The sequence below is a fragment of the Streptomyces sp. NPDC088197 genome (genome assembly GCF_044741185.1).
Classification (GTDB): Bacteria; Actinomycetota; Actinomycetes; order Streptomycetales; family Streptomycetaceae; genus Actinacidiphila.
Map to the genome: position 1 here is coordinate 205,471 of NZ_JBIUSD010000008.1, position 25,060 is coordinate 230,530.

Consider the following 25,060-nt stretch of genomic DNA (forward strand, 5'->3'; position numbering starts at 1 on the left):
CGCGTCGAGGCAGGTCAGCGCGTGGGAACCACCACCAGCGCCGAGCCGCCGCCGCGCCGTACCGGCTCCGCCGCGGCCAACCACCGGCCGTCGGAGAGCCGTTGCACACCGGTGGCGGCGCCGATCTCCGGATTCTGCGTGAAGTGCTGCCCGAGGGCTTCGAGTTGGGCCTTGAGCGGGCTGTTCCACAGGGCCGGTTCGAGTTCGGTCGCCGCCGCGTTGCGCTGGCTGGCGCGCGGCGCGGCGATGGCGTCCACCAACGGCAGGCCCCGGTCGACGTGTTCGGTGAGCACCTGGAGCACGGTGGTGATGATGGTCGCGCCGCCGGGCGAGCCGACCGCGAAGTCCACCCGGCCGTTCTTCAGCACGATCGTCGGCGAGATCGACGAGCGGGGCCGCTTGCCGGGCCCCGGCAGGTTCGGGTCGTGCACGGCCGGGCTGGCGGGCACGAAGGAGAAGTCCGTCAGCTCGTTGTTGAGCAGGAAGCCGCGGCCGGGGACCGTGATCGCGCTGCCGCCGGTCTGCTCGATGGTGAGGGTGTACGCGACGACGTTGCCCCACTTGTCGGCCACCGTCAGGTGCGTGGTGTTCTCGCCCTCGTAGGTGGTCGGCGCGGCCTTGCCGGTGGCGGCGCACGGGGTGGGGTGCGCCGGGTCGCCGGGCGGGAGCGGGCTGGTGAGCGCCGCGTCGTCCTTGATCAGGCAGGCCCGCGAGGCGGCGAAGCCCTTGGAGAGCAGCCCCGCGGTCGGCACCTGCTCGAACGCCGGGTCGCCGACCCAGCGGCCCCGGTCGGCGAAGGCGATCCGGCTGGCCTCGATGTAGTGGTGCAGATACTGCGCCTGGTCGGCGTGCGCCAGGTCGGTGTGCTCCAGGATGTTCAGCGCCTCGGCCACCGTGGTCCCGCCGGACGACGAGGGCGCGGGCCCGTACACGTCGAGGCCGCGGTAGGTCGTGTGCGTCGGCGCCTGGGTCTTGGCGTGGTAGGCGGCCAGATCCGCGGCGGTCAGGTCACCGGTGCGCACCACGCGGGTGGACGCCGGGTCGACCGGGGGTTTGCGTACGGTCCTGACGATGTCCGCGCCGATGTCGCCGCGGTAGATCGCGTTGATCCCCTTGCGGCCCAACTCCTTGTACGTGGCCGCCAGTTGGGGGTTGCGCAGGGTGGAGCCGACCGCCGGGGGCTGTCCGCCGGGCAGGAAGAGCGCGGCGGTGGCGGGGAAGTCCTTGAAGCGGTCCTGGTTCGCCGCGGTCTGGGAGTTGAAGGTCGCGTCCACGGTGAAGCCGTCGCGGGCGATCCGCTCCGCGGGCTTGAGGACGTCGCCGAGCGAGCGGCTCCCCCAGGAGTCCAGGGCGGTCTGCCAGGTGGCGGCGGTGCCGGGCACGCCGACACTGCGCCCGCTGGTGACCGCGTCGGCGAAGGCGAGCGGCTGGCCGTTCTCGACGAAGAGCTGGTCGGTGGCGCTGCGCGGGGCGGTCTCGCGGCCGTCGATGGTGGAGACCTTGTGCTGCCGCGCGTCGTAGTACACGAAGTAGCCGCCTCCGCCGATGCCCGAGGAGTACGGCTCGGTCACGCCGAGGGCGGCGGCGGTGGCGACGGCCGCGTCCACGGCGTTGCCGCCGCGCCGCAGCACCTCGATGCCGGCGGCCGACGCGTCGGCGTCCACGCTGGCGACCGCTCCCCCGTAGCCGACGGCCAGCGGGGTCTTGGCCGTGGAGCCGGGCGGATGCGCGGGGCCGCCGTGCCGGGCGGGCGCCGCGGCGGTGACCGCCGCCACCGCCGCGGTGACGGCGAGCGCGGCGACCGCGCGGACGGCGGTCCTGCGGACGCGGGACCCGCGGACGGCCGTACGGGACGCGCCCGGACCGCCTTCCGGACCGCCGCCCAGACCGCCGCCCGGACCGCCGTCCGGTCCGCTGTCAGAACGCGTGCCCGCGGCCCTGTCCCGGGCGCCGCCGGGGCTGCCGCCCGGGCCGCTACGGAGACCGGTGTCGCCACCACTGCTGTCACTTGTGCGTCGCATTGCGGAGTCCTCCACTCAACGGGCGTCCCGGAAGCGTAACTTCACCTCTCCTGTCCCGTCAGGACCGCGTATCCCCGCGGTGGGTCGAACACCGCTACGATGCCGCGCCATGAGCGACGACCTCCGCAATCTCGTCCTGGGCCTGGTGGCCCTCGCCATCGGCGCCGCCCTGGGCTGGTTCGCGCGCACCTACTTGCTCAGCCGCAGGCTCCAGCGCAAGCAGCGCTTCTTCGGCCTGCCGAAGGACTCCGAGTGCCTGCTGGTGGTGCCGCGCGACCCCGGCTCGCGGGGCTGGAGCCTGGCCAGGCACGACGCCTTCGCGCTGCTGGAGCTGGCCGCGGTGATCAAGGAGTGCGGGGCGCACGCCGAGGTGCTGGCGCACGACACGGCCTGGCAGGGCTTCGGCGCGCGCACCGAATTCTGCATAGGCGGCCCGGCCGCCAACCTCCGGCTGGCCGCGCATCTGCGCTCGATGCTGCCGGGCGTCGAGATCGACACCGACCCGGCGCCGGGGCCCGAGCAGGGCGCGATCAGCGTCGGCGGCGAGACGTACCTGATGGAGAAGGGCGCCGTCGAGTACGTGCTGCTGGCCCGGCTGGCCGCCGCCCGCGACTCGGGCAACGACCGCCCGGTCTTCCTCTCCTCCGGCCAGCGCGGCATCGCCAACCAGGCCGCCGTCCGCTATCTGGCCAGGCACCAGGTGCGGCTGGCCCGCAAGCACGGCGCCGACGCGACCTTCTGCCTGCTGCTGAAGGTGGTCAATTCGCAGGCGTACGGCTCCGACGTGGTGGAGCTGGTCGCGGACGTCACCAAGGCCGCGACGACGGCGCCGAAGGCGCCCAAGGGCGGCAAGGTCATCCCGCCAGACCGATCACCAGCCACATGAGGGACGCTCCGCCGACCGTGCACAGCAGCGTCGAGGTCGACGGGTGCGGGCTGTGCGCCTCGGGGAGGATGTCCGAGGTCGCCAGGTAGAGCAGGAAACCGGCGAAGAAGCCGAGGTAGAGGCCGAGGACACCGGCCGGGATGGTGAAGGCGAGGGTGACCGCGGCGCCCGCCACCGGCGCCAGCGCGTCGGCGCCGAGCAGCAGCCGCGCCCTGCTGTGGTCGTTCCCGTACATCCGGGTGATCGTGTACGTGTTGAAGCCGTCCGCGAAGTCGTGCGAGACGACCGCGATGGCCACCACGATGCCGACGGTGCTGCCCGCCTGGAAGGCCGCGCCGATCGCGAAGCCGTCCATGACGCTGTGCCCGACGAGCGCGGCGCCCGCGGTGAGGCCGATGCCCTTGACCGGGGCGTGGGCGTGCCCGTGGCCGTGCGCGTGCGGCGCGTACTCGCCCTCGTGCGCCCGGTGGATCGCCACCGAGCGCTCGACGATGTGCAGGGCCAGGAAGCCGGCGACGAACATCAGCAGCGCGGCGGGGACGCCGAAGACGTCCCGCGGCTGCATGTCCAGCGCCTCGGGCAGCAGGTCGAAGCCGACGACGCCCAGCATCAGACCGGCAGCGAGGCCGAGGACGAGGTGCCTGCGGTCGCCGATGCGCTGGGCGACGAACCCGCCCACCAAGGTCATCGCGAACGCGCACGCGGCTATCAGGACCGGCATGAGGTCATGATCCATGACGCCCGGCGCGCCCGCGACTCAGGGGTACCCCTGAGCCTTACCGACCGTGACCGGCGCGGTGTCCCGTCCCGACCGTCCTCAGCACCGCCCGGGCCATCGACTGCTCGCCCTTGGCGTTCGGGTGCGCGGGCGCGGCGGGTGACGCCGGGGCCAGCGGCTCGATCCAGCGGTCGGCGGGCGCCTTGCACATGTCGTGCCCGACGGTCGGCTTGTACGTGTCGACGTAGCGCGCCCCGCCGAGCAGCGCCTCGACCCGCAGCATCGCGTTGAGCTTCTTCTCCACGTCCCTCAGATACGGGAAGTCCCCGGCCGCGAAGGGCACGGACGGGAAGCAGCCCACGCCGTCGTCGGGCAGCAGGTCGGGGTAGCCGACCAGGACGACCTCCGCGTGCGGCGCCCTGCTGTGGACCGCGCGCAGCACCTGGGCGATCTTGGGGGCCGTCTTGAGGATGGTCACGGTGAGCTGGTCGACGCCCGTGGCCCGGTAGTGGTCCTTGCACGGGCTGCCCGTGACGTCGGTGACGCTCAGCCCCGCGCAGGTGGCGATGATCGGGCCGAAGCCGACGTCGTTGCCGCCGATCTGCACGGTGACCAGCGTCGTGTCCCGGTGGACGGCGTCGAGCTGCGGGCCGTTGGTGCCCTGCGGCTTCCACATCTCGGCGGTGGTGGCGCCGCCGCAACTCACGTCGGTGAACGACGCGGAGGCGTTCGCGTCGTTCACCAGCGACGGGTAATTGCGGTCGGAGCGCGCGCAGTTGGCGTCGACCTGGGTGGGGATGGCCGGGCCTGAGGTGTACGAGTCCCCGAGCGCGACGTAGTGGACGGCCGGTGCCGGGTGCCCGTGCCAGGGCGGGCGGCCTCCTGAGTGGGCCGCCGCGGGCGAGACGGTGGCGGCGGTGAGCGCGAGCGCCCCGCCGAGGGCCGCGGCCACGGTGACGGCGGTGCGCCTGCCGGACGTCCTGCCCCGTACGCTCCCGGTTTCGGTGTCCTTGTCGCCCGCGGTGCCGTTTCCGTTGCCCAGACCTGCGGCCATCGAGCCCTCCCCTGGTGTCGTCATTGACGATGCTCAGGCTCGGGTGTGCTCGCATCGCTGTCAATGGCCCGTCGCTCCCGCGTCGTTCGGGCTTCACGTTCCGTTCCGGCGTCGGTGATGTCGAGGAACACCCGGTCGGCGGTGGGCCACTTGGCGTGGATGTCGCGCCGGATGCGCAGGCTGACCTCCTCGACCCGCTCGCTGTCCAGGCCGCCCACCAGGTCGATCCTGGCGGCCACCAGCGTGGAGTCCAGGCCGAGCCGCATGGTGAGCAGTTCCTCGACGGTGTCGATCTCCCCCTGCCCCAGGAGCAGTTCGCGGATGCCGTCGCGCAGTTCGGCGTCGACCGAGACGCCGATGAGCTGGTGGTGGGCGGTGCGGCCGAGGGTGAACGCGACGACCATCAGCAGGGCGCCGATCGCCATCGAGGCGATGGCCTCGCCCAGCGCGTTGCCGGTCGTCATGTGGATGACCATGCCGGCGGCGGCGAACAGCACACCGATCACGGCGGTGCTGTCCTCGGCGAGGACCGTCCGCAGCGCCGGGTCGTCGGCGCCCTCGTCGGACCGGCGCGCCTGGACCACCGCCTTGAGCAGCGAAGCGCCCTCGGCGAGCAGCGCGATCAGCAGGACGGCCAGACCCGCCACATATCCGCTGCGGGACTCGTCCTCCGTGCCGCCGAGCGCGTGAATGCCCTGGTAGAAGGAGAAGCAGCCGCCGAGCACGAAGATGCCGACGGCGGCGAGCAGCGACCAGAAGTAGCGCTCCTTGCCGTAGCCGAAGGGGTGGTCGCTGTCGGGCGCGCGGCGGCTGCGGCGCAGCGACAGCAGCAGGAACACCTCGTTGAGGCTGTCCGCCACCGAGTGCGCGGCCTCCGAGAGCAGCGCGGGCGATCCGGAGAAGAGGCCCGCGGCGGTCTTCGCGGCGGCGATCACCAGGTTGGCGCCGAGCGCGACGAGCACCGCTCCCTTGGTGCCCTCGTCGCGCTCGCCGCCGGTGTCGTCCGCGCCGGGTTTCGGCGGTCCGGACGCCGCACGGCCGGTGTCCGTGTCACCGGTCTCCGTGTCGCCCGTTCCGGTGTGCCCGGAGGGTTCCGGGGCGTCGCCGGTCAGGTCCTGGTCGGTGCTGGTCAGGGTGTGCTCTCCACTCATTCGTGTGTGTGCCCGATCAGCGTCCGGGCCGCGGCGGCGATGGCGTCGGCGTCGATGCCCGCCGCGTGGAGCTGTTCCTCGGGGGTGGCGGAGCCGGGCATGGTGTGGACGGCCAGGCGGGTGAGCAGCGGCATCGGGTGACCGTTGCCGAAGGACTCCAGGACCGCGTCGGCCAGGCCGCCCTCGGGGTGGTGGTCCTCGACGGTGACGAAGCGGCCGGTGGCCCGCGCGGCGGCGCGCAGCGCCTGGGTGTCGACGGGCTTGACCGAGTAGAGGTCGAGCACGCGGGCGCGGATGCCGTCGGCGACGAGCCGGTCGGCGGCGGCCAGCGCCTGGTGCAGGGTGACGCCCGCGCCGATGAGGGTGACCTGGTCCTCGGGGTGCTCGCGCAGCAGCTTGCTGCCGCCGATCGGGAAGTCCTCCTCGGGCCCGTAGATCACCGGGGTGGCCCCGCGGGTGGCCCGCAGATAGCCGACGCCGGTGCGGTCGGCCAGCGCGGCGACGAGCTTGGCCGTCTGATTGGCGTCGCACGGATACAGCACGGTGCTGCCGTGCACCGCGCGCATCATCGCCAGGTCCTCCAGCGCCATCTGCGACGGGCCGTCCTCGCCGATCGCGACGCCCGCGTGCGTGCCGACGACGTTGAGGTCCGAGCGGCTGACCGCGGCCATCCGCAGGAAGTCGTGCGCGCGGGTCAGGAACGCGGCGAAGGTGGCCGCGTACGGTGTCCAGCCGCGTACGCCGAAGCCGACCGCGGCGCCGATGAGCTGCTGCTCGGCGATGTAGCACTCCACGTACCGCTCGGGGTGCTCCTTGGAGAACAGCTCGGCCTTGGTGGAGTCGCCGACCTCGCCGTCCAGGACCACGACGTCCTCGCGCCGGGTGCCGAGCGCGGCCAGCGCCTCGCCGAAGGCGGTACGGGTGGCCACGTCCTCGCCGATCCGGTACTCCGGCAGCGCCGCGGACGGGTTCCCGCCGCGCTCGCGCCGCTCGGCGTCCGGCGGACGGCGTACGTGGACCCGCAGGTCGCGTACGCCGCCGAGCTCGCGGATCGCGGCCTCGGCGTCCGGCAGCGGCTTGCCGTGCATGCCCTCGCGGTCCTCGACGGCCGCGACGCCGCGGCCCTTGCGGGTCCTGGCGATGATCGCGGTGGGCGCGCCGCGGTTGGTGCGCGCGGTGGTCATCGCCTCGTCCACGGCGGCGATGTCGTGGCCGTCGATCTCGACGGTGTTCCAGCCGAAGGCGCGGATACGGCGGGTGTAGGCGCCCAGGTCCCAGCCGTGCCGGGTGGGGCCGCGCTGGCCGAGCCGGTTGACGTCGAGGATCGCGGTGAGATTGTCGAGCCCTTCCATGCCGGCGTGCTCGAACGCCTCCCACACCGAGCCCTCGGCCAGCTCGCTGTCCCCGCACAGCACCCAGGTGCGGTACGGCAGGTGCTCCAGGCGCTTGGCGGACATCGCGACGCCGACGCCGATCGGCAGCCCCTGGCCGAGCGATCCGGTGGCGACGTCGACCCAGGGCAGCCGGGGCGTGGGGTGGCCCTCCATGCGGCTGCCGAGCTTCCTGAAGGTCAGCAGTTCCTCGTCGGTGATCGCGCCCGCGGCCTTGTAGGCGGCGTAGAGCAGCGGTGAGGCGTGGCCCTTGGACAGGATCAGGTGGTCATTGCCGGGGTGGTCGGGGCGGTCGAAGTCGTAGCGCAGATGGCGGGCGAAGAGGACGGCGGCCAGATCGGCCGCGGACATCGACGACGTGGGGTGGCCGGACCCGGCGGCGTCGGCGGCGCGTACCGCGTCCACCCGCAACTGCTGGGCGAGTTCGGTGAGCTCGGCCGTGTCGACCGGTTCGGTGTCGTGCGTGGTGACGTCGTTCATGGCGGCGTCTCTCCCTTCGTGGCGTGGTGGCCGCCTCGTGCCGCCACCCGCTCCCGTGCGTGCCGCTCTTCCTGCTTTCCCCCGCGTTCGGCCGCTGTCCCCCCGCGGTGCGGCTGCCCGGCCCGGGGCCGGACAAACGGGGCGGCGGCGCGGTCTGTCGCGCCCCTGGTGTCGCACCTTCCCCATCAATCGTTACCCGTGCGTAACATGCACGCGAGTTACCTTCGGTAAGTCCGCGTGGTTACTCTCCAGTCACTTCGCATCCGGCGTGTCAGGAGCAGTCCATGAGAGCAACCACAGCGGGTGTCGTCGGCGCGGCGCTGCTCGCCTCCACGGCCCTCGGCCTCGCCCCCGCCGCGACCGCGGCCCCCGCCCCCGCCCCCGTGCCGAAGGTGTCCGCCGCCGCGGCCCCGGCCGCCGCGTCGGCCCTGCGCTTCGTCGACATCCCCGGCTCCGGCGGCATCACCCTCAAGGCGAACGTCTACACCCCCGGCGGCTACGACGGCTCGCAGCGCTACCCCGTCGTCGTCCTGCCGAGCAGTTGGGCGATCAACGACCTGGAGTACCTCGCCCAGGAGAAACTGCTCGCCGACTCCGGCTATGTCGTGGTCAGTTACACCAGCCGCGGCTTCTGGCTCTCCGGCGGCGAGATCGAGACCGCGGGCCCGCCGGACGTCGCCGACGTCTCGAAGGTCATCGACTGGACCCTCGCCAACACCCCGGCGGACCCGGCGCGGATCGGCATGGCCGGTGTCTCGTACGGCGCCGGGATCGGGCTGCTGGGGGCCGCGCACGACCCGCGGATCAAGGCGGTGGCCGCGCTCAGCGGCTGGGCCGACCTCGTCGAGTCGATCTACCAGGGCCGCACCCCGCACCTCCAGGCGGCGGCCCTGCTCGGCGGCTCCGCGTATCTGACCGGCCGCCCCAGCGCCGAACTCCAGTCGATCCTCGCCAATTTCCTCAGCGCGAACCTGGCGTCGGAGGACACCATGATCGCCTGGGCGAAGCTCCGCTCCCCGCTGACCTACGTGGACCGGCTCAACGCCAACCACACCGCCGTCATGCTCGCCAACGCCTGGGGCGACAGCCTCTTCCCGCCCAACCAGTACGCGGACTTCTACGAGAGGCTGACCGGCCCCAAGCGGCTGGAGTTCCGGCCCGGCGACCACGCCACGGCGGAGGCGACCGGACTGCTCGGGCTGCCCAACGACACCTGGACCGACGCCCGCGCCTGGCTCGACCACTATCTGAAGGGCACCGACAACGGGATCGACCGCCAGCCGCCGGTCCAGCTCACCTCCCGCTCCACCGGGGCCTACGAGGGGTACGCCGACTGGTCCTCGGTGCCGTCGCGGACCGAGAAGCTGGCGCTGGGCGCCAAGGGCGCGCGCACCGGGGCGCTCGGCGGCGACGCGGGCACCGGCTGGCACACCACGATCGGCACCGGCGTGGACTCCGGCGCCGACGGCGGCGTCATCTTCCTGTCCAGCCTGCTCGACCAGTTCGCCAAGGCCCCGCCCACCGCGTCGATCCCGCTGCTGCCGCGCGCCTTCGCCGGGGTGTGGCAGTCGCAGCCGTACGCCACCGCCCAGCACGTGCGCGGCACGAGCGTGCTGCACACCACGCTCACCCCGTCCGCGGCCAACGGCACGGTGATCGCGTACCTCTACGACGTGGACGCGCTCGGCACCGGCAAGCTCGTCGCGCACGCGCCGTACACCTGGATCGGGAAGGCGCCGGGGAAGGCGTTCGGCACCGACATCGCGCTCCAGGCGACGGCGTACGACGTACCGGCCGGGCACCGGCTCGCGCTGGTCGTCGACACCGTCGACCCGCTCTACATCGGGGAGAATCCGGCGTTCGCGACGGTGGGCTTCTCCTCCCCGGCCGGCGACCCCTCGACACTGTCGGTCCCGTTCGACGACAGGTGAACCGCTGAGCGGGACGTCGGGCTCAGATCTCCGGCGGTGTGGCGACCGTGACCGGCACGTCCTTGACCTTGGGGCTGTGCCGTTCACGGCGCGCCAGCCAGTTGGCGAACCACGACAGCAGCATGCACATCCCGATGTAGATCGGCGCGATCACCATCACGACCGGGATGAAGGGCAGGTCGTAGTCGAGGTTGGTGGCGATCAGCTTGCCCGCGTACAGGAACTCCTCGTAGGTGATGAGGTAGCCGAGCGAGGTGTCCTTGAGGGCCACCACGAGCTGGCTGACGATCGCGGGCAGCATCGCGCGGCCCGCCTGCGGCACCAGCACCTGCGCCATCACCTGCGTCTTGCGCATGCCGAGCGCGAAGGCGGCCTCGCCCTGGCCGCGCGGCACGGAGTTGACACCGGCCCTGAACACCTCGGCGAGCACCGAGCCGTTGTACAGCGTCAGGCCGATGACCAGGGCCGTCATCGGCTCCAGCTTGAGGGCGATGAAGATGAAGAAGATCATCACCAGCAGCGGCATCGCGCGGAAGAACTCCACCACCAGCGTGCTGAACCAGCGCACCGGCCGGTGGTCCGAGAGCCGTCCGGCGGCGAAGACCGCGCCGAAGACCAGCGAGAGGACCGCCGCCCAGGCGAACGCCTTCAGCGTGTTGGCCAGGCCCTTGAGCAACAGCCGCTGGATGCCCGCGTAGGCGAAGGGCCGCCACTTCACGGCGGAGAACTGCCCGGTGTCCACGAGCTTGTAGACGACGAAGCCGACCAGCGCGGCGAGCACCGCCGTGGTGAGCCACGCGTACAGCCGGTGCCTGGCCAGCGCCTTGGGCCCCGGAATGTCGTACAGCGCGCTGCTTCCGCTCATCGCGCGACCCCCAGCTTCCGCTCCAGCACGGTGAAGACAGCGCTGATGGTCAACGTGACGATCAGATACCCGACGGCGATCCAGACGAAGGTCCACACGATGCTGTAGCCCAGTTCGTTGAGCGGCTTGTACGTGCCGAGCAGTTCGGTGACCGAGAAGGACCCGGCGATGGCGGAGTTCTTGGCCAGAGCGATCAGTGTGGAGCCGATCGGCGAGATCACCGCGCGGGCGGCCTGCGGCAGCACCACCAGGCTCAGCGTCTGCGTGAAGGTCATGCCCAGGCTGCGGGCCGCCTCGCCCTGGCCGAGCGGCACGGTGTTGATCCCGGCCCTGACCGCCTCGCAGATGAACGCCGAGGTGTACGCGCCCAGCGCCAGGATCGCGAACACCCGGAAGGGCAGCACGAGTCCGAAGCGCGGCAGGCCGAGCAGCACCGCGAAGAACAGCAGCGTCAGCGGGGTGTTGCGCAGCACCGTCACCCAGGCGGTGCCGAACGCCCGGAGCGCTTTGACGGGCGACACCCGGAATCCGGCGACGATCACCCCGACGACCAGCGAGAGCGCCCCGGCCAGCAGGGTGAGCTGGACGGTGCCCCACAGGCCCTTGCCGAAGAGCGAGTAGTTGTCGGTCAGGACGTTCACGCGGTGTGTCTCCCCCTCAGTACCGGTCGACCGGCGGCGGTACGGGCGCCGGGACCCCGGACAGACCCAGCGTCGCCGCGTACGCCTTCTTCCAGTCGCCGTCGCGCTCGTGCGCCACGATCGCGTCGTCCAGCGCGCCCCGCAGCGCCGTGTCGCCCTTGGCCAGTCCGATGCCGTACGGCTCCTTCGAGAACGGCTTGCCGACCAGCTTCATCTCGTTCGGCGCCTTGGCCGCGTAGCCCAGCAGGATCGAGTCGTCGGTGGTGACCGCGTCGACCTGGTAGGTCAGCAGATTGTCCACGCACACCGAGTACGTGTCGTACGTGACCGGCGTGGCGTCGGGGTAGTCGCGCTCGATCCGCTGGATCGGGGTGGAACCGGCCGCCGAGCACACCTTCTTGCCCTTCAGGTCCTGCGGCCCGTTGATGTCCTTCTCGTCCTTGCGCACCAGCAGGCCCTGCCCGGCCATGTAGTACGGGCCCGCGAAACCGACCTGCTTCTTGCGCAGCGCGTTGATGGTGTACGTGCCCACGTAGTAGTCGATCTGGCCGTTGCTCAGGGCGGTCTCCCGGTTGGCGGAGGCGATCGGCTTGTACTGCACGCGGTCGGCCGCGAAACCGAGCGAGGCGGCCATCATCTTGGCGATCTCGATGTCGAAACCGGAGTACGTGCCGGTGGCCGGGTCGCGCTCGCCGAGATACGGCTGGTCGTCCTTGACGCCGACCACGAGCCTGCCGCGCCGGTGGGCGGCCGACCAGGTGGCGGAGGCGGGCAGCGAGAAGTCGCGGTTGACCCGGTAGGCGGGCAGGGCGTCGGCGCGGGGGCCCTTGGCGGGCGGGCTGCCCTGCTTGCCGCAGCCGGTCACAGCGGTCAGCGCGGCCAGCCCGGTCACCGCGGCCAGCGCCGCGAGACGGGCCACGGCCGCCGGGCGCGCCGGGCGGGCGGGCCGGTGAGTGCGTCGCATGGCGGTCCAGGTGCTGATCAGTGGTGCAGGATCTTGGAGAGGAAGTCCTTGGCGCGCTCGCTGCGCGGCGCGGTGAAGAACTCCTCCGGCACCCGGTCCTCGACGATCCGGCCGTCCGCCATGAAGACCACCCGATGCGCGGCGGACCGGGCGAAGCCCATCTCGTGGGTGACCACGACCATGGTCATGCCCTCCTCGGCGAGCTGCCGCATCACTTCCAGCACCTCGTTGATCATCTCGGGGTCGAGGGCCGAGGTGGGCTCGTCGAAGAGCATCGCCTTGGGGTTCATGGCCAGTGCGCGGGCGATGGCCACCCGCTGCTGCTGGCCGCCGGACATCTGCGCGGGGAACTTGTCCTCGTGCCCCACCAGGCCCACCCGGTCCAGCAGTTCGCGGGCCTGCCGCTCCGACTCGGCCTTGCCCCGGCCGCGCACCTTGACCGGCGCGAGCATCACGTTCTGCAGGACGGTCTTGTGCGCGAAGAGGTTGAAGGACTGGAAGACCATGCCGACATCGGCGCGGAGCCGGGCCAGCTCGCGGCCCTCGGCGGGCAGCGGCACGCCGTCGATGGTGATCGTGCCCGACTCCACGGGTTCGAGGCGGTTGATGGCCCGGCACAGCGTGGACTTCCCGGAACCCGAGGGACCGATGATCACGACGACCTCGCCGCGGCCGATGGTCAGATCGATGTCCTTGAGCACGTGCAGCGGGCCGAAGTGCTTGTTGACTCCGCGCAGGACGATCAGGGGTTCCCGGGTCATCCGCGCGCTCAGCCCAGCACGCGATGGACGAGGGTGTCGCGTTCGGTCTGCGGGATCGCGGTCCAGCGCATGCCGCGCAGCGCGCCCTCCAGCGCGAGCAGCGTGTGCGTGCAGGCGTCTTCCGGCAGTTCGGGCCGGATCTTCTCGAAGGCGCGGCCGGAGCCCAGCCGTCGCAGTTCGCCCGCGTCGTCGACGCCCGCGCGGCGCAGGCGGTCGGCCAGGACCGACCCGATGTTCGGGAGCTGCTGAAGGGAGTCCACGTCGTGCCTCCGGTACCGAGCTGGTGGGGACTGGTGCGAAAAGGGGGACCTTCGGCGCCATCATGCACGTCCTCTAGTGCCCTGCGCGGCCATCGCGTGGTGACACGCCCTGGACCGCACCCCACTGTGTGGTGATGACCACTGGATCGGGTGACAGCCGCACCGCCGTACGGGCTCAGTCTTCCGACGACTCCGCGAGCACCTGGGACAGTTCGGGGCTGCCGCTCTCGGCCCAGGCGTGGCCGATCGCCACGGTGTCGATCTCGCGGCCGGACGCGAGCCGCACCACGGGCTGGCCGTTGGGCAGGATCTCCCACGCCGCGTCGGGGACCGTGAGCACCATGACGGTGCCGAGGTAGAGACCCGCGTCGTTGCCGAGGTCCGACAGCACCTCTTCGTCGTCCCGCCAGCTCGGCGCCAACTGGTCGAGGGCGGCGAGCGATTCGGGGGTGTCGTCCAGGTCCACCCCGTCGTCGGCGGCGCGGGCGCGCAGCAGTTCGCACTCGCCGAGCAGTTCCGCGACGCCGGTCGCGTCGGGGGCGCCGTCGGTGTACACGGCGAAACCGCGGGCGACGCCGTGTCTTCTGCGCCACTTGCCGATCAGGGGGATGTCCATGCGGTCAGCGTCGCACCTGCCGTGCCGCCGCGACCACAGGCGCGCGTGCCGGGACCGGCCGCCGGAGCGCCCCCGCGCGCCGCGGCGGCCCCCGGTCAGACCTCCAGGTCCACCACGACCGGCGCGTGGTCGGAGGCGCCCTTGCCCTTGCGCTCCTCGCGGTCCACGTACGCGTCGCCGACGGCCTTGGCGAACGGCTCGTTCCCGTACACCAGGTCGATCCGCATCCCGCGGTTCTTGGGGAAGGCGAGCTGCCGGTAATCCCAGTACGTGTACGGGCGGTCGTACTTCAGCGGGCGCGGCATCACATCGGTGAGGCCGGTCTCGCGCAGGGCGGCCAGCGCGGCGCGCTCGGGGGCGGTGACATGCGTCTGGCCCTCGAAGACCGACAGGTCCCACACGTCCTCGTCCACCGGCGCGACATTGAAGTCGCCGAGCACCGCGAAGGGCCGCGGACCGGCCGCGTCCTGCGCGACGGCGGCGCGCAGCGCCTCGAACCACTGGAGCTTGTACGCGTAGTGCGGGTGGTCGACCTCACGGCCGTTGGGCACGTAGACCGACCAGAGACGGACCGCGCCGCAGGTCGCGGAGACCGAACGCGGCTCGTGCACGCCCTCCCAGTCGGGTCCGCCGGGCAGGCCCTCGACCACGTCCTCCAGGCCCACGCGGGAGACCAGCGCCACCCCGTTCCACCTGCCGGTGGCGTGCACCGCCGACTCGTACCCCAGCTCGCGCAGCTCGTCGCGCGGGAACTGCTCGGCGGTGCACTTGGTCTCCTGGAGGCACAGGACGTCGGTGCCGCTGCTCTCCAGCCAGGCGAGCAGCCGCGGAAGGCGGGCGGTGATCGAGTTGATGTTCCAGGTCGCGATGCGCATGCTCCCCAACCTAACCGGTGGGTCCGACAGTGACCCGGTGGCGGCGCTGCTACGCCTGCGTGCTGTCGCCGGGCGCCAGCCGTACGTGGTCGGCGCCGCCGAGGCCGCCGATCTGCGTGTCGTAGATCGGCCGGGCCAGGTCGGTCAGCAGCGCGTCGTGCACGTCGATGGCGCGGCGCGGCTTGACCTCGCGGACGTAGTCGATGACCTCGGAGATCTTGCTCCAGGGAGCCTGCACGGGCAGCAGCAGGGTGTCCACGGCGGTGCCGGGCAGGGTCAGCGCGTCACCGGGGTGGAAGAGCGAACCGTCGACCAGGTAGCCGACGTTGGTGATCCGCGGGATGTCCGGGTGGATCACGGCGTGCAGCTCGCCGTGCACCTGGACGTCGAAGCCCGCGGCGGTGAAGGTGTCGCCGTCGCCGACGGTGTGCACGCGGCCGGGGAAGGCCGCGGAGACCTCGTCGGCCACCGCGCGCAGGGTCCACAGCTCCGCGCCCGGATTGGCTTCGAGCCCGGCGCGCAGCCGGTCGGCGTTGAAGTGGTCCAGGTGCTCGTGCGTGACCAGGATGACGTCGGCGCCGACCGCCGCGTCCTCCTCGCTGAAGGTGCCCGGATCGATGACGAGCGTGCGCCCGTCCTTCTCCAGCCGGATGCAGGCGTGGCGCTTCTTCGTGAGCTTCACAGGGTCCGTCCTCGGCAGCGCGTTCTGGCTTCTCTGGTACTCGGGTGCTGGGGTGCTGGGGTTCTCGGATGCTGGGCGTTTCGGATGCTGGATCTTCGGTTGCTGGGCGTTTTCCGGTACGCCTCCATCTTGCTACGGGTGCGCCCCGGTCTCCTGCCGGATCACCGTACGCGCGGTGTCCACCGCGGCCCTGGCGGCGGGCAGGCCGCAGTAGAGCGCGGTGTGCAGCAGGACCTCCTCGATCTCCGCCGGGGTCAGGCCGTTGCGCAGCGCCGCCCTGGTGTGGTCGGCCAGCTCCTCCAGCCTGCCGGTGGCGGTCAGCGCGGTCAGCGTCACGCAGCTCCTGGTGCGCCGGTCGAGACCGGGCCGCGACCAGACCTCGCCCCAGGCGTAGCGGGTCAGGAAGCTGTCGAAGTCGGCGCCGAAGTCCTCGGCGCGGGCCAGCGCCTGGTCGACCTCCGCGTCACCGATCACCTCACGCCGTATCCGCAGCCCTTCCTCGTACGTGTCGGGCGCCACCGCGGCGGGCCGCGCGGCGACGGCCTGCGGCGGTACGACGGGGGCCGGGGGTACGGCGACGGAGCCGGTCGACACGGACACCGGCTCGGTCCACACGCTGCCGAAGTGCGTCGCCAGCAGGTCGCCGACGGCCACGGGCTCCTCGACGGGCGCCAGGTGGCCGGTGGCCGGGACGACCGCGAGCCGGGCGTCCGGTATTCCGGCGACCAGCAGCCGGGCGTCGGCGGGCGGGGTCTCGGTGTCGTCGGCGCCCGCCACCACCAGCGTCGGCACCTTGATGCTGCCGAGCGCGTCCCGGATGTCGAAGGCGGCCAGCGCCTCGCACCCGGCGATGTAGCAGTCCGCGTCGGTGGTCCTGACCATCTGCACGGCCCAGTCGGTGATCGCGGGCTGGGTGGCGAGGAAGGGGCCGGTGAACCAGCGCTCGGGGCTGGCCAGCGCCGTGCGGTCCAGGCCGTTGGCGCGGACCACGACGCCGCGCTGCCGCCACACGTCGGCGGTGGCGTACCGCGCGGCGGCCGAGACCAGGGCGAGGGCGGCGACCCGGTCGGGGCGCAGCAGCGCGAGCCGGGCGCCGATGGCGGCGCCGAGCGAGCAGCCCGCGTAGCCGAAGGTGTCGACGCCCTCGTCGTCCAGCACGGCGAGCAGCCGGGCGGCCAGGTCGTCGACCGATGCCGCGGGGTGCGCGGGCGCGCCGCCGTGGCCCGGCAGCTCGTAGCGCAGCACCCGCCACTGCTCGGTGAGCGCCGGGAGCTGCCGGTCCCACATGTGCCAGGTGGCGCCGAGGGCCGGGCCCAGGATCAGGACGGGGGCGTCGGCCGGGCCGTCGAAGCGGTGCTGAAGGGGGGGCCGCGGGTCCAGATCGCCGTCGGTCGAGTCGCTCATCGCCTCACGCTACCGAGTGGAGTGTGTGCTTCCGAAATCCGAGTGGCCCGCTTCCGCGGGCCCGCGAGGACTGTCATGGGCCATCGTTGTCATCGCCCCTGACATCGGCGCCCCGCCGCCGTCATCCCTTGAAGCCGTGCCGGAAGTTGACGGTGGAGACCGCGTACACCGTGGGGACGTCCGGGTCGGTGAGGTCCACCACGATGTTGCGGTCCGGTTTGTCGCCGGCCTGGTGCATGCTGATGCCCACATACGTGCGGCCGGTGAGGAAATCCCAGCCCGCCGTCCTGGCCTGCGCGGCGGTGATCGCGTCCTTGCCCCCGCGCAGCACGTTCCGGGCGCTGCCGACCTGCGCGAGGAAGGTGTCCAGGCCGCCGGAGGTGGTGGTGAACTGGACGTACAGCGCGCTGGTGTCCCAGGAGTTGGTCTCCAGGTAGCCGGGGCCCGTGGTGCCGTCGGGGAAGGGCAGTTGGTATATCTGCCGCTGGAGGATGGTCGGAACGGCCAGCTCCAGATGGCTGAGGGCCGCCTCCTTCTGCTTGGTGACCCCGCTGTCCCGGCTCTGCTCGGCGGAGATCAGCACGTACCCGATCGGTACGAGGACGAGCAGCGGGACGACGGTCCAGCGGACCCAGCGCGGCGGGTTCCGGGGCGGCGGTGCGAGCCGCGCCCGGCCCGCGTCGCCGTCCGCGGGCGGTCCCCCGTCGGACTCGGGGCCCGGCTCCAGGGTGTCCTGGTCGAAGGGTGTGGTGGTCACGACTGGGCTCCCTGCCGTCCGTAGACGCGGCCGTAGCGTTCGTACCGCTCGACGCGGCGGCGGGTGGCGCGGCGGAAGCGGCGGGCGACCAGCCGGGCCAGGTCGGCGGCGCCGACCATACCGGCCTCGGGGCCCAGTTCGGCCTTGGCGATCCGCGCCTCCGGCCGGTAGCCGCGGCCGGTGAGATTGCGCCGGAAGGCGTCCCTGGCCGGGTTGATCAGCAGGTCGTCGGCGGCGCTGACGCCGCCGCCGATGACGAAGCAGGACGGGTCGAGGGCGGCGGCGAGGTTGGCGATGCCGATGCCCAGCCACTGGCCGATGTCCTGGAACAGCTCGACGCACATCGCGTCGCCCTCGCGGGCCAGCTCGGTGATCAGCGGTCCGGTGATCTCGCTGATGCTGCCGCCGACCCGGTCGATGATCCCGTAGGCGACCGGGGAATCCGCGGCGGCCATCTCGCGGGCCTCCCTGACCAGCGCGTTCCCCGAGCTGTACTGCTCCCAGCAGCCGCGGTTGCCGCAGGCGCAGCGGTGGCCGCCCTGCACCACCTGCATATGGCCGAACTCGCCCGCGACGCCGTAGCGGCCCCTCTTGACCTGGCCGTCCTCCAGGATCGCGCCGCCGATGCCGGTGCCGAGGGTGATCATCACCAGGTCGGCCTCGCCGCGCCCGGCGCCGAAGCGCCACTCGGCCCAGGCCGCGGTGTTCGCGTCGTTGTCGACCATGACGGGGACCAGCAGGCGCTCGGCGAGCCGGTCGCGCAACGGCTCGTCGCGCCAGGACAGGTGCGGGGCGAAGAGCACCCGCGAGCGGTCGGCGTCGACCCAGCCCGCCGCCCCGATGCCGACCGCGTGCACGTCGTGCCGCTCCGACAGGTCCAGGACCAGCTCGACGATGGTGTCCTCGACGACCTTGGGGCTCTTGGACTTGTCGGGCGTCTCGGTGCGGATCTTCTCCAGGATCACCCCGTCCGCGTCGACCACCCCGGCCATCACCTTGGTGCCGCCGATGTCGATACCGACGGTGGGGACGCGGGGCGCGGTCAGATGCGAGCGCCTCTCGCGGCGGCCGACGGTCTGGAGCACCGTCGCCCTGGCGGCGCCGCCGCGGTACACACGTTCACGATTGGCACTCAAGCGGAGGTCTCCGGGTCGGTCGCCGGTGGTGTGGTGGTCGTCCGGCGCATCAGTTCGTGGGTCAGCTCGTCCAGCTCGCTGCCCCCGGCCATCTCGCGGGTCAGCTCGTCCAGCGTAATGTCCTTCTTCAGGTGGCTGCCCGACATCGCGCCTCGCTTGAGCAGAATGAACCGGTCACCGACCAGATACGCGTGGTGCGGATTGTGCGTGATGAGTACCACACCGAGCCCCGCGTCGCGCGCGGCGGCCACGTATTTCAGCACCACACCCGACTGCTTGACGCCGAGGGCGGCCGTCGGCTCGTCCAGGACCAGCACCTTCGCGCCGAAGTGCACGGCGCGGGCGATGGCCACGCACTGGCGCTCGCCGCCGGACAGGGTGCCGATCGGCTGGTCGACATCGCGCAGGTCGATGCCCATCCGCAGCAGCGCCTGGTGGGTGGTGGCGCGCATGGCGGCCACGTCGAGCCTGCGCAGCGGGCCGCGGCCGAGGGTGGGCTCGGAGCCGAGGAAGAAATTCCGCCAGACCGGCATCAGGGGGACCACCGCCAGGTCCTGGTAGACGGTGGCGATGCCGCGGTCGAGCGCCTCGCGCGGCGAGCTGTGCCGTACGTCCTCGCCCTCGATGGCGTAGCGGCCCGTGTCGTGCTGGTGCAGTCCGGCGATGATCTTGATGAGGGTGGACTTGCCCGCGCCGTTGTCGCCGAGGACGCAGGTGATCTCGCCCGCGCGCACTTCGAGGGAGACGTCCCGCAGCGCGCGGACGTTCCCGTACGACTTGGAGACGTCGGTCAGCTCGACCAGCGGGGCGCCGCCGGGCGCGGGGACCTTGTCGAGGACGGGTTCTGCGCTCATGCCGCGGCCTCCGCCCGCTTGCGGACCCAGGCGTTCAGCAGCGTCGCAAGCAGCAGCATCGCGCCGAGGAAAAACTTGAACCAGTCCGGATTCCACTGGGCGTACACGATGCCCTTGTTGGTCATGCCGAAGATGAACGCGCCGACCGCCGAGCCGATGGCGCTGCCGTATCCGCCGGTCATCAGGCAGCCGCCGATGACGGCCGCGATGATGTACAGGAATTCGTTGCCGACGCCCTCGCCCGACTGCACCACGTCGAACGAGAACAGCAGGTGCTGTCCCGAGATCCAGGCGCAGAAGGCGACCGCCATGTACAGGCCGATCTTGGTACGGGCGACGGGGACGCCGACCGCGCGGGCCGCGTCCGCGTTGCCGCCCGCGGCGAAGATCCAGTTCCCCGCGCGGGTGCGCAGCAGCACCCAGGTGGCCACGGCGACCAGGCCGAGCCACCACAAGATGGTGACCTGGAGGTCGACGGAGCCGATCGTCCAGTGCGAGGCGAACAGGTCGCGGGCGGTCGGGAAGCCCTCCATGTCGGCGATCGTCTTGGTGGAGACGGTGCCGCTGATGAGCTTGGTGAAGCCCAGATTGAGGCCGGTGAGCATCAGGAAGGTGCCCAGCGTGATGATGAAGCTGGGCAGTTTGGTGCGCACGAGCAGGATGCCGTTGAAGAAGCCGATGGCGAGGGTGACCAGCAGCGACACACCGACGCCGACCCAGACGTTCGCGGTCATCTGGTAGCTGAACATCGAGGAGACCAGCGCGGAGCTGGTCACCAGGACACCGGCCGACAGGTCGAACTCGCCGCCGATCATCAGCAGCGCCACGGGGACGGCCATGATGCCGATCGTGGAGGACGCGTACAGCACCGTGCCGAGGCTGGACGCCCGCAGGAAGGCGTCGGCCACGACGGAGAAGAAGACGAAGACGGCGACCGCGCCGACGACGGAGCCCAGCTCGGGCCTGGCCAGCAGGGCGCGCACGACGGATCTCGGCGCCAGCCGCTCGTCGTCCACCGGGCTCACCAGCAGGTCGGGGGCGCCGCCGTCCGGGGTGCGCGTGCTCTGCCCGCTCAACGGGTGCCCCGCTTGGTGTACGACAGCAGGGCTTCCGCGTCGTCCTTGGTGACGATCTGCGGCCCGGTCAGGACGGGCTGGCCGCCGCCGAGGGTGTCGCCGTTGTAGCGGTACAGCCACAGCAGGTCGATCGCCTCGTAGCCCTGGAGGTACGGCTGCTGGTCGACGGCGAAGCCGATGGTGCCCGCCTTGAGGGAGGCGGCGACCTGCGCGTTCAGGTCGAAGGTGTCGACCTCGGCGGAGGAGCCCGCCTGGTCCTTGGCCTTGACCGCGGTGGCCGCGAAGGGCGCGCCGAGGGTGACGACGGAGTCGATGCTCTTGTCGGCCTGGAGCTTGGCCTGGACGGCGGACTGCACGTCGGGCATGTTCGTGCCGTCGACGTAGAGGTTGTCCATCGTCCCGGAGAAGGTGGCCTTGGCGCCCGCGCAGCGCTGCTCGTGGCCGACGTTGCCCTGCTCGTGGAGCACGCACAGGGCGTGCTTCCTGCCGCGCTTGTTCAGCTCGTCGCCGACCGCGCGGCCCGCGATGGTCTCGTCCTGGCCGATGTGGCCGAGCGTGCCGAATTCCTTGGACTCCTGCGAGCCGGAGTTGATCGTGATGACCGGGATACCGGCCTTCTCCGCCTTGAGCACGACGGCCTTCATCGCGTCGGGCTTGGCGAGCGTGACGATCAGCCCGTCCACGTGCTGGTCGATGGCGGCCTGGACGAGCTGCGACTGCTCGTTGGCCTGGTCGCTGTTGGAGTAGAGGAACTTGATGTTGTCCTTGTCGGCGGCCTGCTTGGCGCCGCTCTGGACGATGTCCCAGAAGGTGTCGCCCGCGCCGGAGTGGGTGACCATCGCGAAGGTCCAGTGCGGGGTGTTGACGGCGGAGCCGTTGGCCGCGGCCTGCTTGGCCCGGTCCTCCGCGCGCTTGCCGCCGGTGCTGCTGCACCCGGCCAGGCAGACCGCGCCGAGCACCGCCGCCGTCAGCACGCCCACCACCCGTGTTCCCGCCCTTGCCATCGCCACGAGGCCCTGCCTTTCCCTGCGGTTCCTGTTACTGCCGGGATGAGAGTGTTGCGAGCGACCATCCCGGCGGCCCAAGTATCCGTCAAGGGGTACGGCGCGATGCCCGGCGGGCCGGTGCGGCGGGTTGGCGGGGGTGCGGTAGAGGGTGCCTTCCCGGAGTCGGCGAGGGGGTCCGTACGCGGTCGGCGGGCGTCTTCGCACCGGTCCTGCCTCAGGCTCTGACCAGCAGCCGGAACTCGAAGGTGTAGCGCGAGGCCCGGTACAGATGGGAGCCGAACTCGATCGCGCGGCCCCGGTCGTCGTACGTGGTGCGCTGCATCGTCAGCAGCGCCGCGCCCGGCGGCTCGGCCAGCAGCCGGCTCTCCTCGGCCGTGGCCGCGCGGGCCCCCACGGTCTGCTCCGCGCTGTGCAGGGTGATGCCGTGGTGCCGCATCAGCGCGTACAGACCGTTGGTCTCCAGCTCGCCGGTGGCCGGTTCCAGCAGGTCGCAGGGGAGGTAGTTGCACAGGTACGCCATCGGCTCGCCGTGGGTGAGGCGCAGCCGGTGCACGACGGCGACCTGGCAGGACTCCGGCAGGCCCAGGGCGGCGGCGACCGCGGCGGGCGCGGGCCCGCGGGCGTTCGCGAGCACCCGGGTGCTCGGGTGCCGGCCCGCGGCGAGCAGGTCGTCGTACAGGCTGCTCAGTTCCAGCGGGCGGGCGACATGGCTGTGCACCACCTGGGTGCCGACGCCCCGGCGGCGCACCAACAGGCCCTTGTCGACCAGCGACTGGATGGCCTGCCGGACGGTCGGCCGGGACAGGCCGAGCCGCGCGGCCAGCTCTATCTCGTTGCCGAGCAGGCTGCCGGGGGCGAGCGCGCCCTCTTCTATGGCGGCTTCGAGCTGCCGGGCGAGCTGGAAGTAGAGCGGTACGGGGCTGGCGCGGTCGACGGCCAGCCGCAGATCGCGGTGGACGGGCCGGGCCTGCGGGCGCCCACGGCCGGGCGGCACGGCTTCGCGGCCTGGTTCGTGCGGGGGTGCGTGCGTGGGCTCCTGCTTGGGCACGGAGGGAGCGTATCGGCCACCCATGATCACCGGAAGTCCTTATGTCCGGACAAAGCGTTGACAGGGGGCGGGCGGCGCGGGAGGTTGGGACAGCGCGCACGTCTCCCGCGGTGAAGGGGCAAGTAGCAGCTATGCGGATCGGACTCATCGGCGCCGGGCGGATCGGCTCCTTCCACGCCGCCACGCTGGCCGCCCACGAGGACGTCGACGAGGTGACGGTCGCCGACACCGAGGCGGTACGCGCCCGGCAGGTCGCCGCGTCGGTCGGCGGGCGCGCGGCCCTTTCGGTGGACGCGCTCTTCGACAGCGCGCCGGACGCCGTCGTCATCGCCTCCGCCACCGCGTCGCACGCCGCGCTGATCACCCGCGCCGCCCGCGCCGGTGTCCCCGCCTTCTGCGAGAAGCCGGTGGCGCTCGACCTCGCCGGTACGGTGGCCGCGCTCGACGCCGTCGAGGCCGCGGGCGCCGTGCTCCAGATCGGCTTCCAGCGGCGCTTCGACGCCGGGTACCGCGCGGCGCGCGAGGCCGTACGGGCGGGCAGGGTGGGCCGGCTGCACACCGTGCGCACCGTCACCTCTGACCCGGCGCCGCCGCCGGCCGCGTACGTCCCGCTCTCCGGCGGCCTCTACCGCGACTGCCTCATCCACGACTTCGACGTGCTGCGCTGGGTCACCGGCCGGGAGATCACCGAGGTGTACGCGGCGGGCGCCAACGGCGGCGACGACTTCTTCCGCGCGGCGGGCGACGCCGACACCGCGGCGGCGCTGCTCACCCTGGAGGGCGGTGTCCTCGCGACGGCGACGGCGACCCGCTACCACGGCGCGGGGTACGACGTCCGGATGGAGCTGGCCGGGACCGACGACCAGATCGCGGTGGGCGTCGGCCCGCGGACGCCCTTGCGCTCGATGGAGCCGGTCGCGGTCGCGGCCCTGCCCACGGCGCCCTGGCCCGGCTTCCTCGACCGTTTCGCCGCCGCCTACCGGGCCGAACTGGCCGCCTTCCTGCGCGTCGTACGCGGCCTGGAGCCGAATCCCTGCGAGGGTCGGGAGGCGTTGCGCGCGCTGCTCGTCGCCGAGGCGTGCGAGGTCTCGCGCCGCGAGAGACGTCCGGTGACGGTCGCCGACGTGGGCATGCGCGTACGTGAGGGCGACGTGAGCGGAGTGGTGGCATGAGCCGGGCAGGACGGCGGCGCCCGCGGGGCGGGTCCACGGGACACCGGAGGTGGTGACGGCATGAAGCGGGAGCGGATCGCGGGGGCGCCGATTTCCTGGGGTGTGTGCGAAGTGCCCGGCTGGGGGCACCAGCTGACGCCCGAACGGGTGCTGGCGGAGATGACGGAACTGGGCATCACCGCCAGTGAGTTCGGGCCCGACGGCTTTCTGCCGGGGCCGCTGCTGGCCGCCCGCGGCGTCACCGCGGTCGGCGGCTTCGTGCCCGCCGTGCTGCACGATCCCGGCCACGATCCGCTGCCGGACATCCGGGCCGACCTCGACCGTTTCACCGCCGCGGGCGCCCGCACGCTCGTCCTGGCCGCGGCCACCGGGCTCGACGGCTACGACGAACGTCCCGCCGTGTCGGCCGACGGCTGGCGCACCCTGCTGGACCGGCTCGACGCCGTCACCGACCTCGCCGCCTCGCTCGGCGTCACCGCCGCCCTCCACCCCCATGTCGGCACCGTCGTCGAAGGGCCCGCCGAGGTCGACCGCGTCCTCGACGGCAGTCGGATCGGGCTCTGCCTCGACACCGGGCACCTCCTCATCGGCGGCACCGACCCGGTGGCCCTGGCGCGCCGGGCCGCCTCCCGCGTCACGCACGTCCACCTCAAGGACGTCGACCCCGCCGCCGCCGACGCCGTCCGGGACGGCCGCACCACCTACACCTCCGCCGTCCAGCAGGGCCTCTACCGCCCCCTCGGCCAGGGCGGCCTCGACCTCAGCGCCCTCATCACCCACCTCGAATCCGCCGGCTACCCCGGCTGGTACGTCATGGAGCAGGACACCGTCCTGACCGCCCCCCCACCCCCCGGCCAAGGCCCCCTCCCCGCCATCCGCGCCTCCCTCCACTGGCTCACCCACCAATGACACCCCCCACCGACAAGAGCCAGCCCCTTGCGAACAATGCGCGCGCAAGCGGGCGCGCGACCCAGGCCGACGTGACCCGCCCCCACCGGCCGCCCGCCGCCGGCAACGCCCCACCCCACCCCGCTCAGTCGCGCCCCGCCGCATCCCGATCCCAGCCCCCGCAGCCGAGCCACACCGCGTCTCCCCCCGACCCCCCTCAGTCGCGTCCCGCTCCCCCTCCCTCCCAACCCCCGCAGCCAGACCCGGCGCCCTCTCAGCCCCAACCCGCCCAGCCAGACCCGGCGCCCTCTACGCCCCAACCCGCCCAGCCAGACCCGGCGCCCTCTACGCCCCAGCTCTCGGAGCCCGTCCGGCGATTGAGGACACATGGGCGGGCGGGCGCGGGAGAGAACCCTCCTGAG

Annotated in this window: 24 protein-coding genes; 4 read left to right on the forward strand and 20 right to left on the reverse strand. The window is 72.4% G+C overall.

The window, feature by feature from the left end; translation table 11 throughout:
- Nucleotides 1-14: 14 nt before the first annotated feature.
- Nucleotides 15-2,021 (reverse strand): gamma-glutamyltransferase, encoded by a 2,007-nt coding sequence (gene ggt, locus ACIOC1_RS21240; RefSeq protein ID WP_401856029.1) that lies wholly within the window; start codon nt 2,019-2,021, stop codon nt 15-17.
- A gap of 109 nt (nt 2,022-2,130) precedes the next feature.
- Here ggt and ACIOC1_RS21245 point away from each other — a divergent pair, with 109 nt between their 5' ends.
- On the forward strand, nt 2,131-2,907 hold the full coding sequence (locus ACIOC1_RS21245) for a hypothetical protein (RefSeq protein ID WP_391049520.1): 777 nt from the start codon (nt 2,131-2,133) through the stop codon (nt 2,905-2,907).
- Here the strand turns inward: ACIOC1_RS21245 and ACIOC1_RS21250 are convergent.
- Genes ACIOC1_RS21250 through ACIOC1_RS21265 form a run of 4 tightly spaced genes read right to left on the reverse strand, consistent with a single transcriptional unit; the run spans nt 2,876 to nt 7,701 of the window.
- Nucleotides 2,876-3,628, reverse strand: a complete 753-nt coding sequence (locus tag ACIOC1_RS21250; protein ID WP_355339086.1) for a ZIP family metal transporter — start codon at nt 3,626-3,628, stop codon at nt 2,876-2,878. The two genes, ACIOC1_RS21245 and ACIOC1_RS21250, sit on opposite strands and share 32 nt — an antisense overlap.
- 55 nt (nt 3,629-3,683) lie before the next feature.
- Complete coding sequence (locus ACIOC1_RS21255) at nt 3,684-4,679, reverse strand: SGNH/GDSL hydrolase family protein (RefSeq protein ID WP_401856031.1); 996 nt, start codon at nt 4,677-4,679, stop codon at nt 3,684-3,686.
- Nucleotides 4,680-4,699: 20 nt separating this feature from the next.
- Complete coding sequence (locus ACIOC1_RS21260) at nt 4,700-5,830, reverse strand: cation diffusion facilitator family transporter (protein WP_401856033.1); 1,131 nt, start codon at nt 5,828-5,830, stop codon at nt 4,700-4,702.
- On the reverse strand, nt 5,827-7,701 hold the full coding sequence (locus tag ACIOC1_RS21265; RefSeq protein WP_355339077.1) for a transketolase: 1,875 nt from the start codon (nt 7,699-7,701) through the stop codon (nt 5,827-5,829). Before ACIOC1_RS21265 ends, ACIOC1_RS21260 begins: the two co-directional genes overlap by 4 nt.
- A 284-nt stretch (nt 7,702-7,985) precedes the next feature.
- Between ACIOC1_RS21265 and ACIOC1_RS21270 the strand changes: the two genes are divergently transcribed.
- Nucleotides 7,986-9,632, forward strand: a complete 1,647-nt coding sequence (locus tag ACIOC1_RS21270; protein ID WP_401856034.1) for a CocE/NonD family hydrolase — start codon at nt 7,986-7,988, stop codon at nt 9,630-9,632.
- 22 nt (nt 9,633-9,654) lie between these two features.
- On the opposite strand, the gene ACIOC1_RS21275 is transcribed toward ACIOC1_RS21270, so the two are convergent.
- The 15 genes from ACIOC1_RS21275 to ACIOC1_RS21345 form a co-directional block, all read right to left on the reverse strand.
- On the reverse strand, nt 9,655-10,497 hold the full coding sequence (locus ACIOC1_RS21275) for an amino acid ABC transporter permease (protein WP_401856036.1): 843 nt from the start codon (nt 10,495-10,497) through the stop codon (nt 9,655-9,657).
- On the reverse strand, nt 10,494-11,138 hold the full coding sequence (locus ACIOC1_RS21280) for an ABC transporter permease subunit (RefSeq protein ID WP_391049513.1): 645 nt from the start codon (nt 11,136-11,138) through the stop codon (nt 10,494-10,496). Before ACIOC1_RS21280 ends, ACIOC1_RS21275 begins: the two co-directional genes overlap by 4 nt.
- Nucleotides 11,139-11,154: 16 nt before the next feature.
- On the reverse strand, nt 11,155-12,102 hold the full coding sequence (locus ACIOC1_RS21285; protein ID WP_355339066.1) for a glutamate ABC transporter substrate-binding protein: 948 nt from the start codon (nt 12,100-12,102) through the stop codon (nt 11,155-11,157).
- 17 nt (nt 12,103-12,119) lie between these two features.
- The gene (locus ACIOC1_RS21290) at nt 12,120-12,863 is read right to left on the reverse strand and encodes an amino acid ABC transporter ATP-binding protein (RefSeq protein WP_188285421.1); all 744 of its coding nucleotides are present in this window, start codon (nt 12,861-12,863) and stop codon (nt 12,120-12,122) included.
- An 8-nt stretch (nt 12,864-12,871) separates the two neighbouring features.
- Entirely contained in the window at nt 12,872-13,123 is a 252-nt protein-coding gene (locus ACIOC1_RS21295; RefSeq protein ID WP_188285422.1) for a TfoX/Sxy family DNA transformation protein, read from the reverse strand.
- A gap of 175 nt (nt 13,124-13,298) precedes the next feature.
- Complete coding sequence (locus ACIOC1_RS21300; protein WP_355339062.1) at nt 13,299-13,739, reverse strand: DUF6278 family protein; 441 nt, start codon at nt 13,737-13,739, stop codon at nt 13,299-13,301.
- A gap of 95 nt (nt 13,740-13,834) precedes the next feature.
- Complete coding sequence (locus ACIOC1_RS21305; RefSeq protein ID WP_355339059.1) at nt 13,835-14,614, reverse strand: exodeoxyribonuclease III; 780 nt, start codon at nt 14,612-14,614, stop codon at nt 13,835-13,837.
- Nucleotides 14,615-14,663: 49 nt separating this feature from the next.
- A complete protein-coding gene (locus ACIOC1_RS21310; protein WP_401856037.1) occupies nt 14,664-15,296 on the reverse strand; it encodes an MBL fold metallo-hydrolase in 633 nt (210 codons plus the stop codon).
- Nucleotides 15,297-15,428: 132 nt separating this feature from the next.
- Nucleotides 15,429-16,700 carry an alpha/beta fold hydrolase gene (locus ACIOC1_RS21315; RefSeq protein ID WP_401856038.1) on the reverse strand — a complete coding sequence of 424 codons (1,272 nt, stop codon included), beginning with the start codon at nt 16,698-16,700 and terminating at the stop codon, nt 15,429-15,431.
- 121 nt (nt 16,701-16,821) lie between these two features.
- Nucleotides 16,822-17,457, reverse strand: coding sequence for a hypothetical protein (locus ACIOC1_RS21320; RefSeq protein WP_355339051.1), 636 nt, complete (start codon nt 17,455-17,457; stop codon nt 16,822-16,824).
- Entirely contained in the window at nt 17,454-18,593 is a 1,140-nt protein-coding gene (locus ACIOC1_RS21325; RefSeq protein WP_355339048.1) for an ROK family glucokinase, read from the reverse strand. Before ACIOC1_RS21325 ends, ACIOC1_RS21320 begins: the two co-directional genes overlap by 4 nt.
- On the reverse strand, nt 18,590-19,447 hold the full coding sequence (locus ACIOC1_RS21330; protein ID WP_401856040.1) for an ATP-binding cassette domain-containing protein: 858 nt from the start codon (nt 19,445-19,447) through the stop codon (nt 18,590-18,592). The genes ACIOC1_RS21325 and ACIOC1_RS21330 overlap by 4 nt, the downstream gene beginning before the upstream one ends.
- Nucleotides 19,444-20,478 carry an ABC transporter permease gene (locus ACIOC1_RS21335; protein ID WP_391163763.1) on the reverse strand — a complete coding sequence of 345 codons (1,035 nt, stop codon included), beginning with the start codon at nt 20,476-20,478 and terminating at the stop codon, nt 19,444-19,446. The genes ACIOC1_RS21330 and ACIOC1_RS21335 overlap by 4 nt, the downstream gene beginning before the upstream one ends.
- A gap of 41 nt (nt 20,479-20,519) precedes the next feature.
- Entirely contained in the window at nt 20,520-21,527 is a 1,008-nt protein-coding gene (locus ACIOC1_RS21340; RefSeq protein WP_391049589.1) for a substrate-binding domain-containing protein, read from the reverse strand.
- A gap of 217 nt (nt 21,528-21,744) precedes the next feature.
- Nucleotides 21,745-22,578: a UTRA domain-containing protein gene (locus tag ACIOC1_RS21345; protein ID WP_391049502.1), complete on the reverse strand. Its 834-nt coding sequence runs from the start codon at nt 22,576-22,578 to the stop codon at nt 21,745-21,747.
- 131 nt (nt 22,579-22,709) lie between these two features.
- On the opposite strand from ACIOC1_RS21345, the gene ACIOC1_RS21350 reads away from it, so the two are divergent.
- Nucleotides 22,710-23,750 (forward strand): Gfo/Idh/MocA family oxidoreductase, encoded by a 1,041-nt coding sequence (locus ACIOC1_RS21350; RefSeq protein ID WP_355339043.1) that lies wholly within the window; start codon nt 22,710-22,712, stop codon nt 23,748-23,750.
- 60 nt (nt 23,751-23,810) lie between these two features.
- Nucleotides 23,811-24,659 carry a TIM barrel protein gene (locus ACIOC1_RS21355; RefSeq protein ID WP_355339040.1) on the forward strand — a complete coding sequence of 283 codons (849 nt, stop codon included), beginning with the start codon at nt 23,811-23,813 and terminating at the stop codon, nt 24,657-24,659.
- Nucleotides 24,660-25,060: the final 401 nt, after the last annotated feature.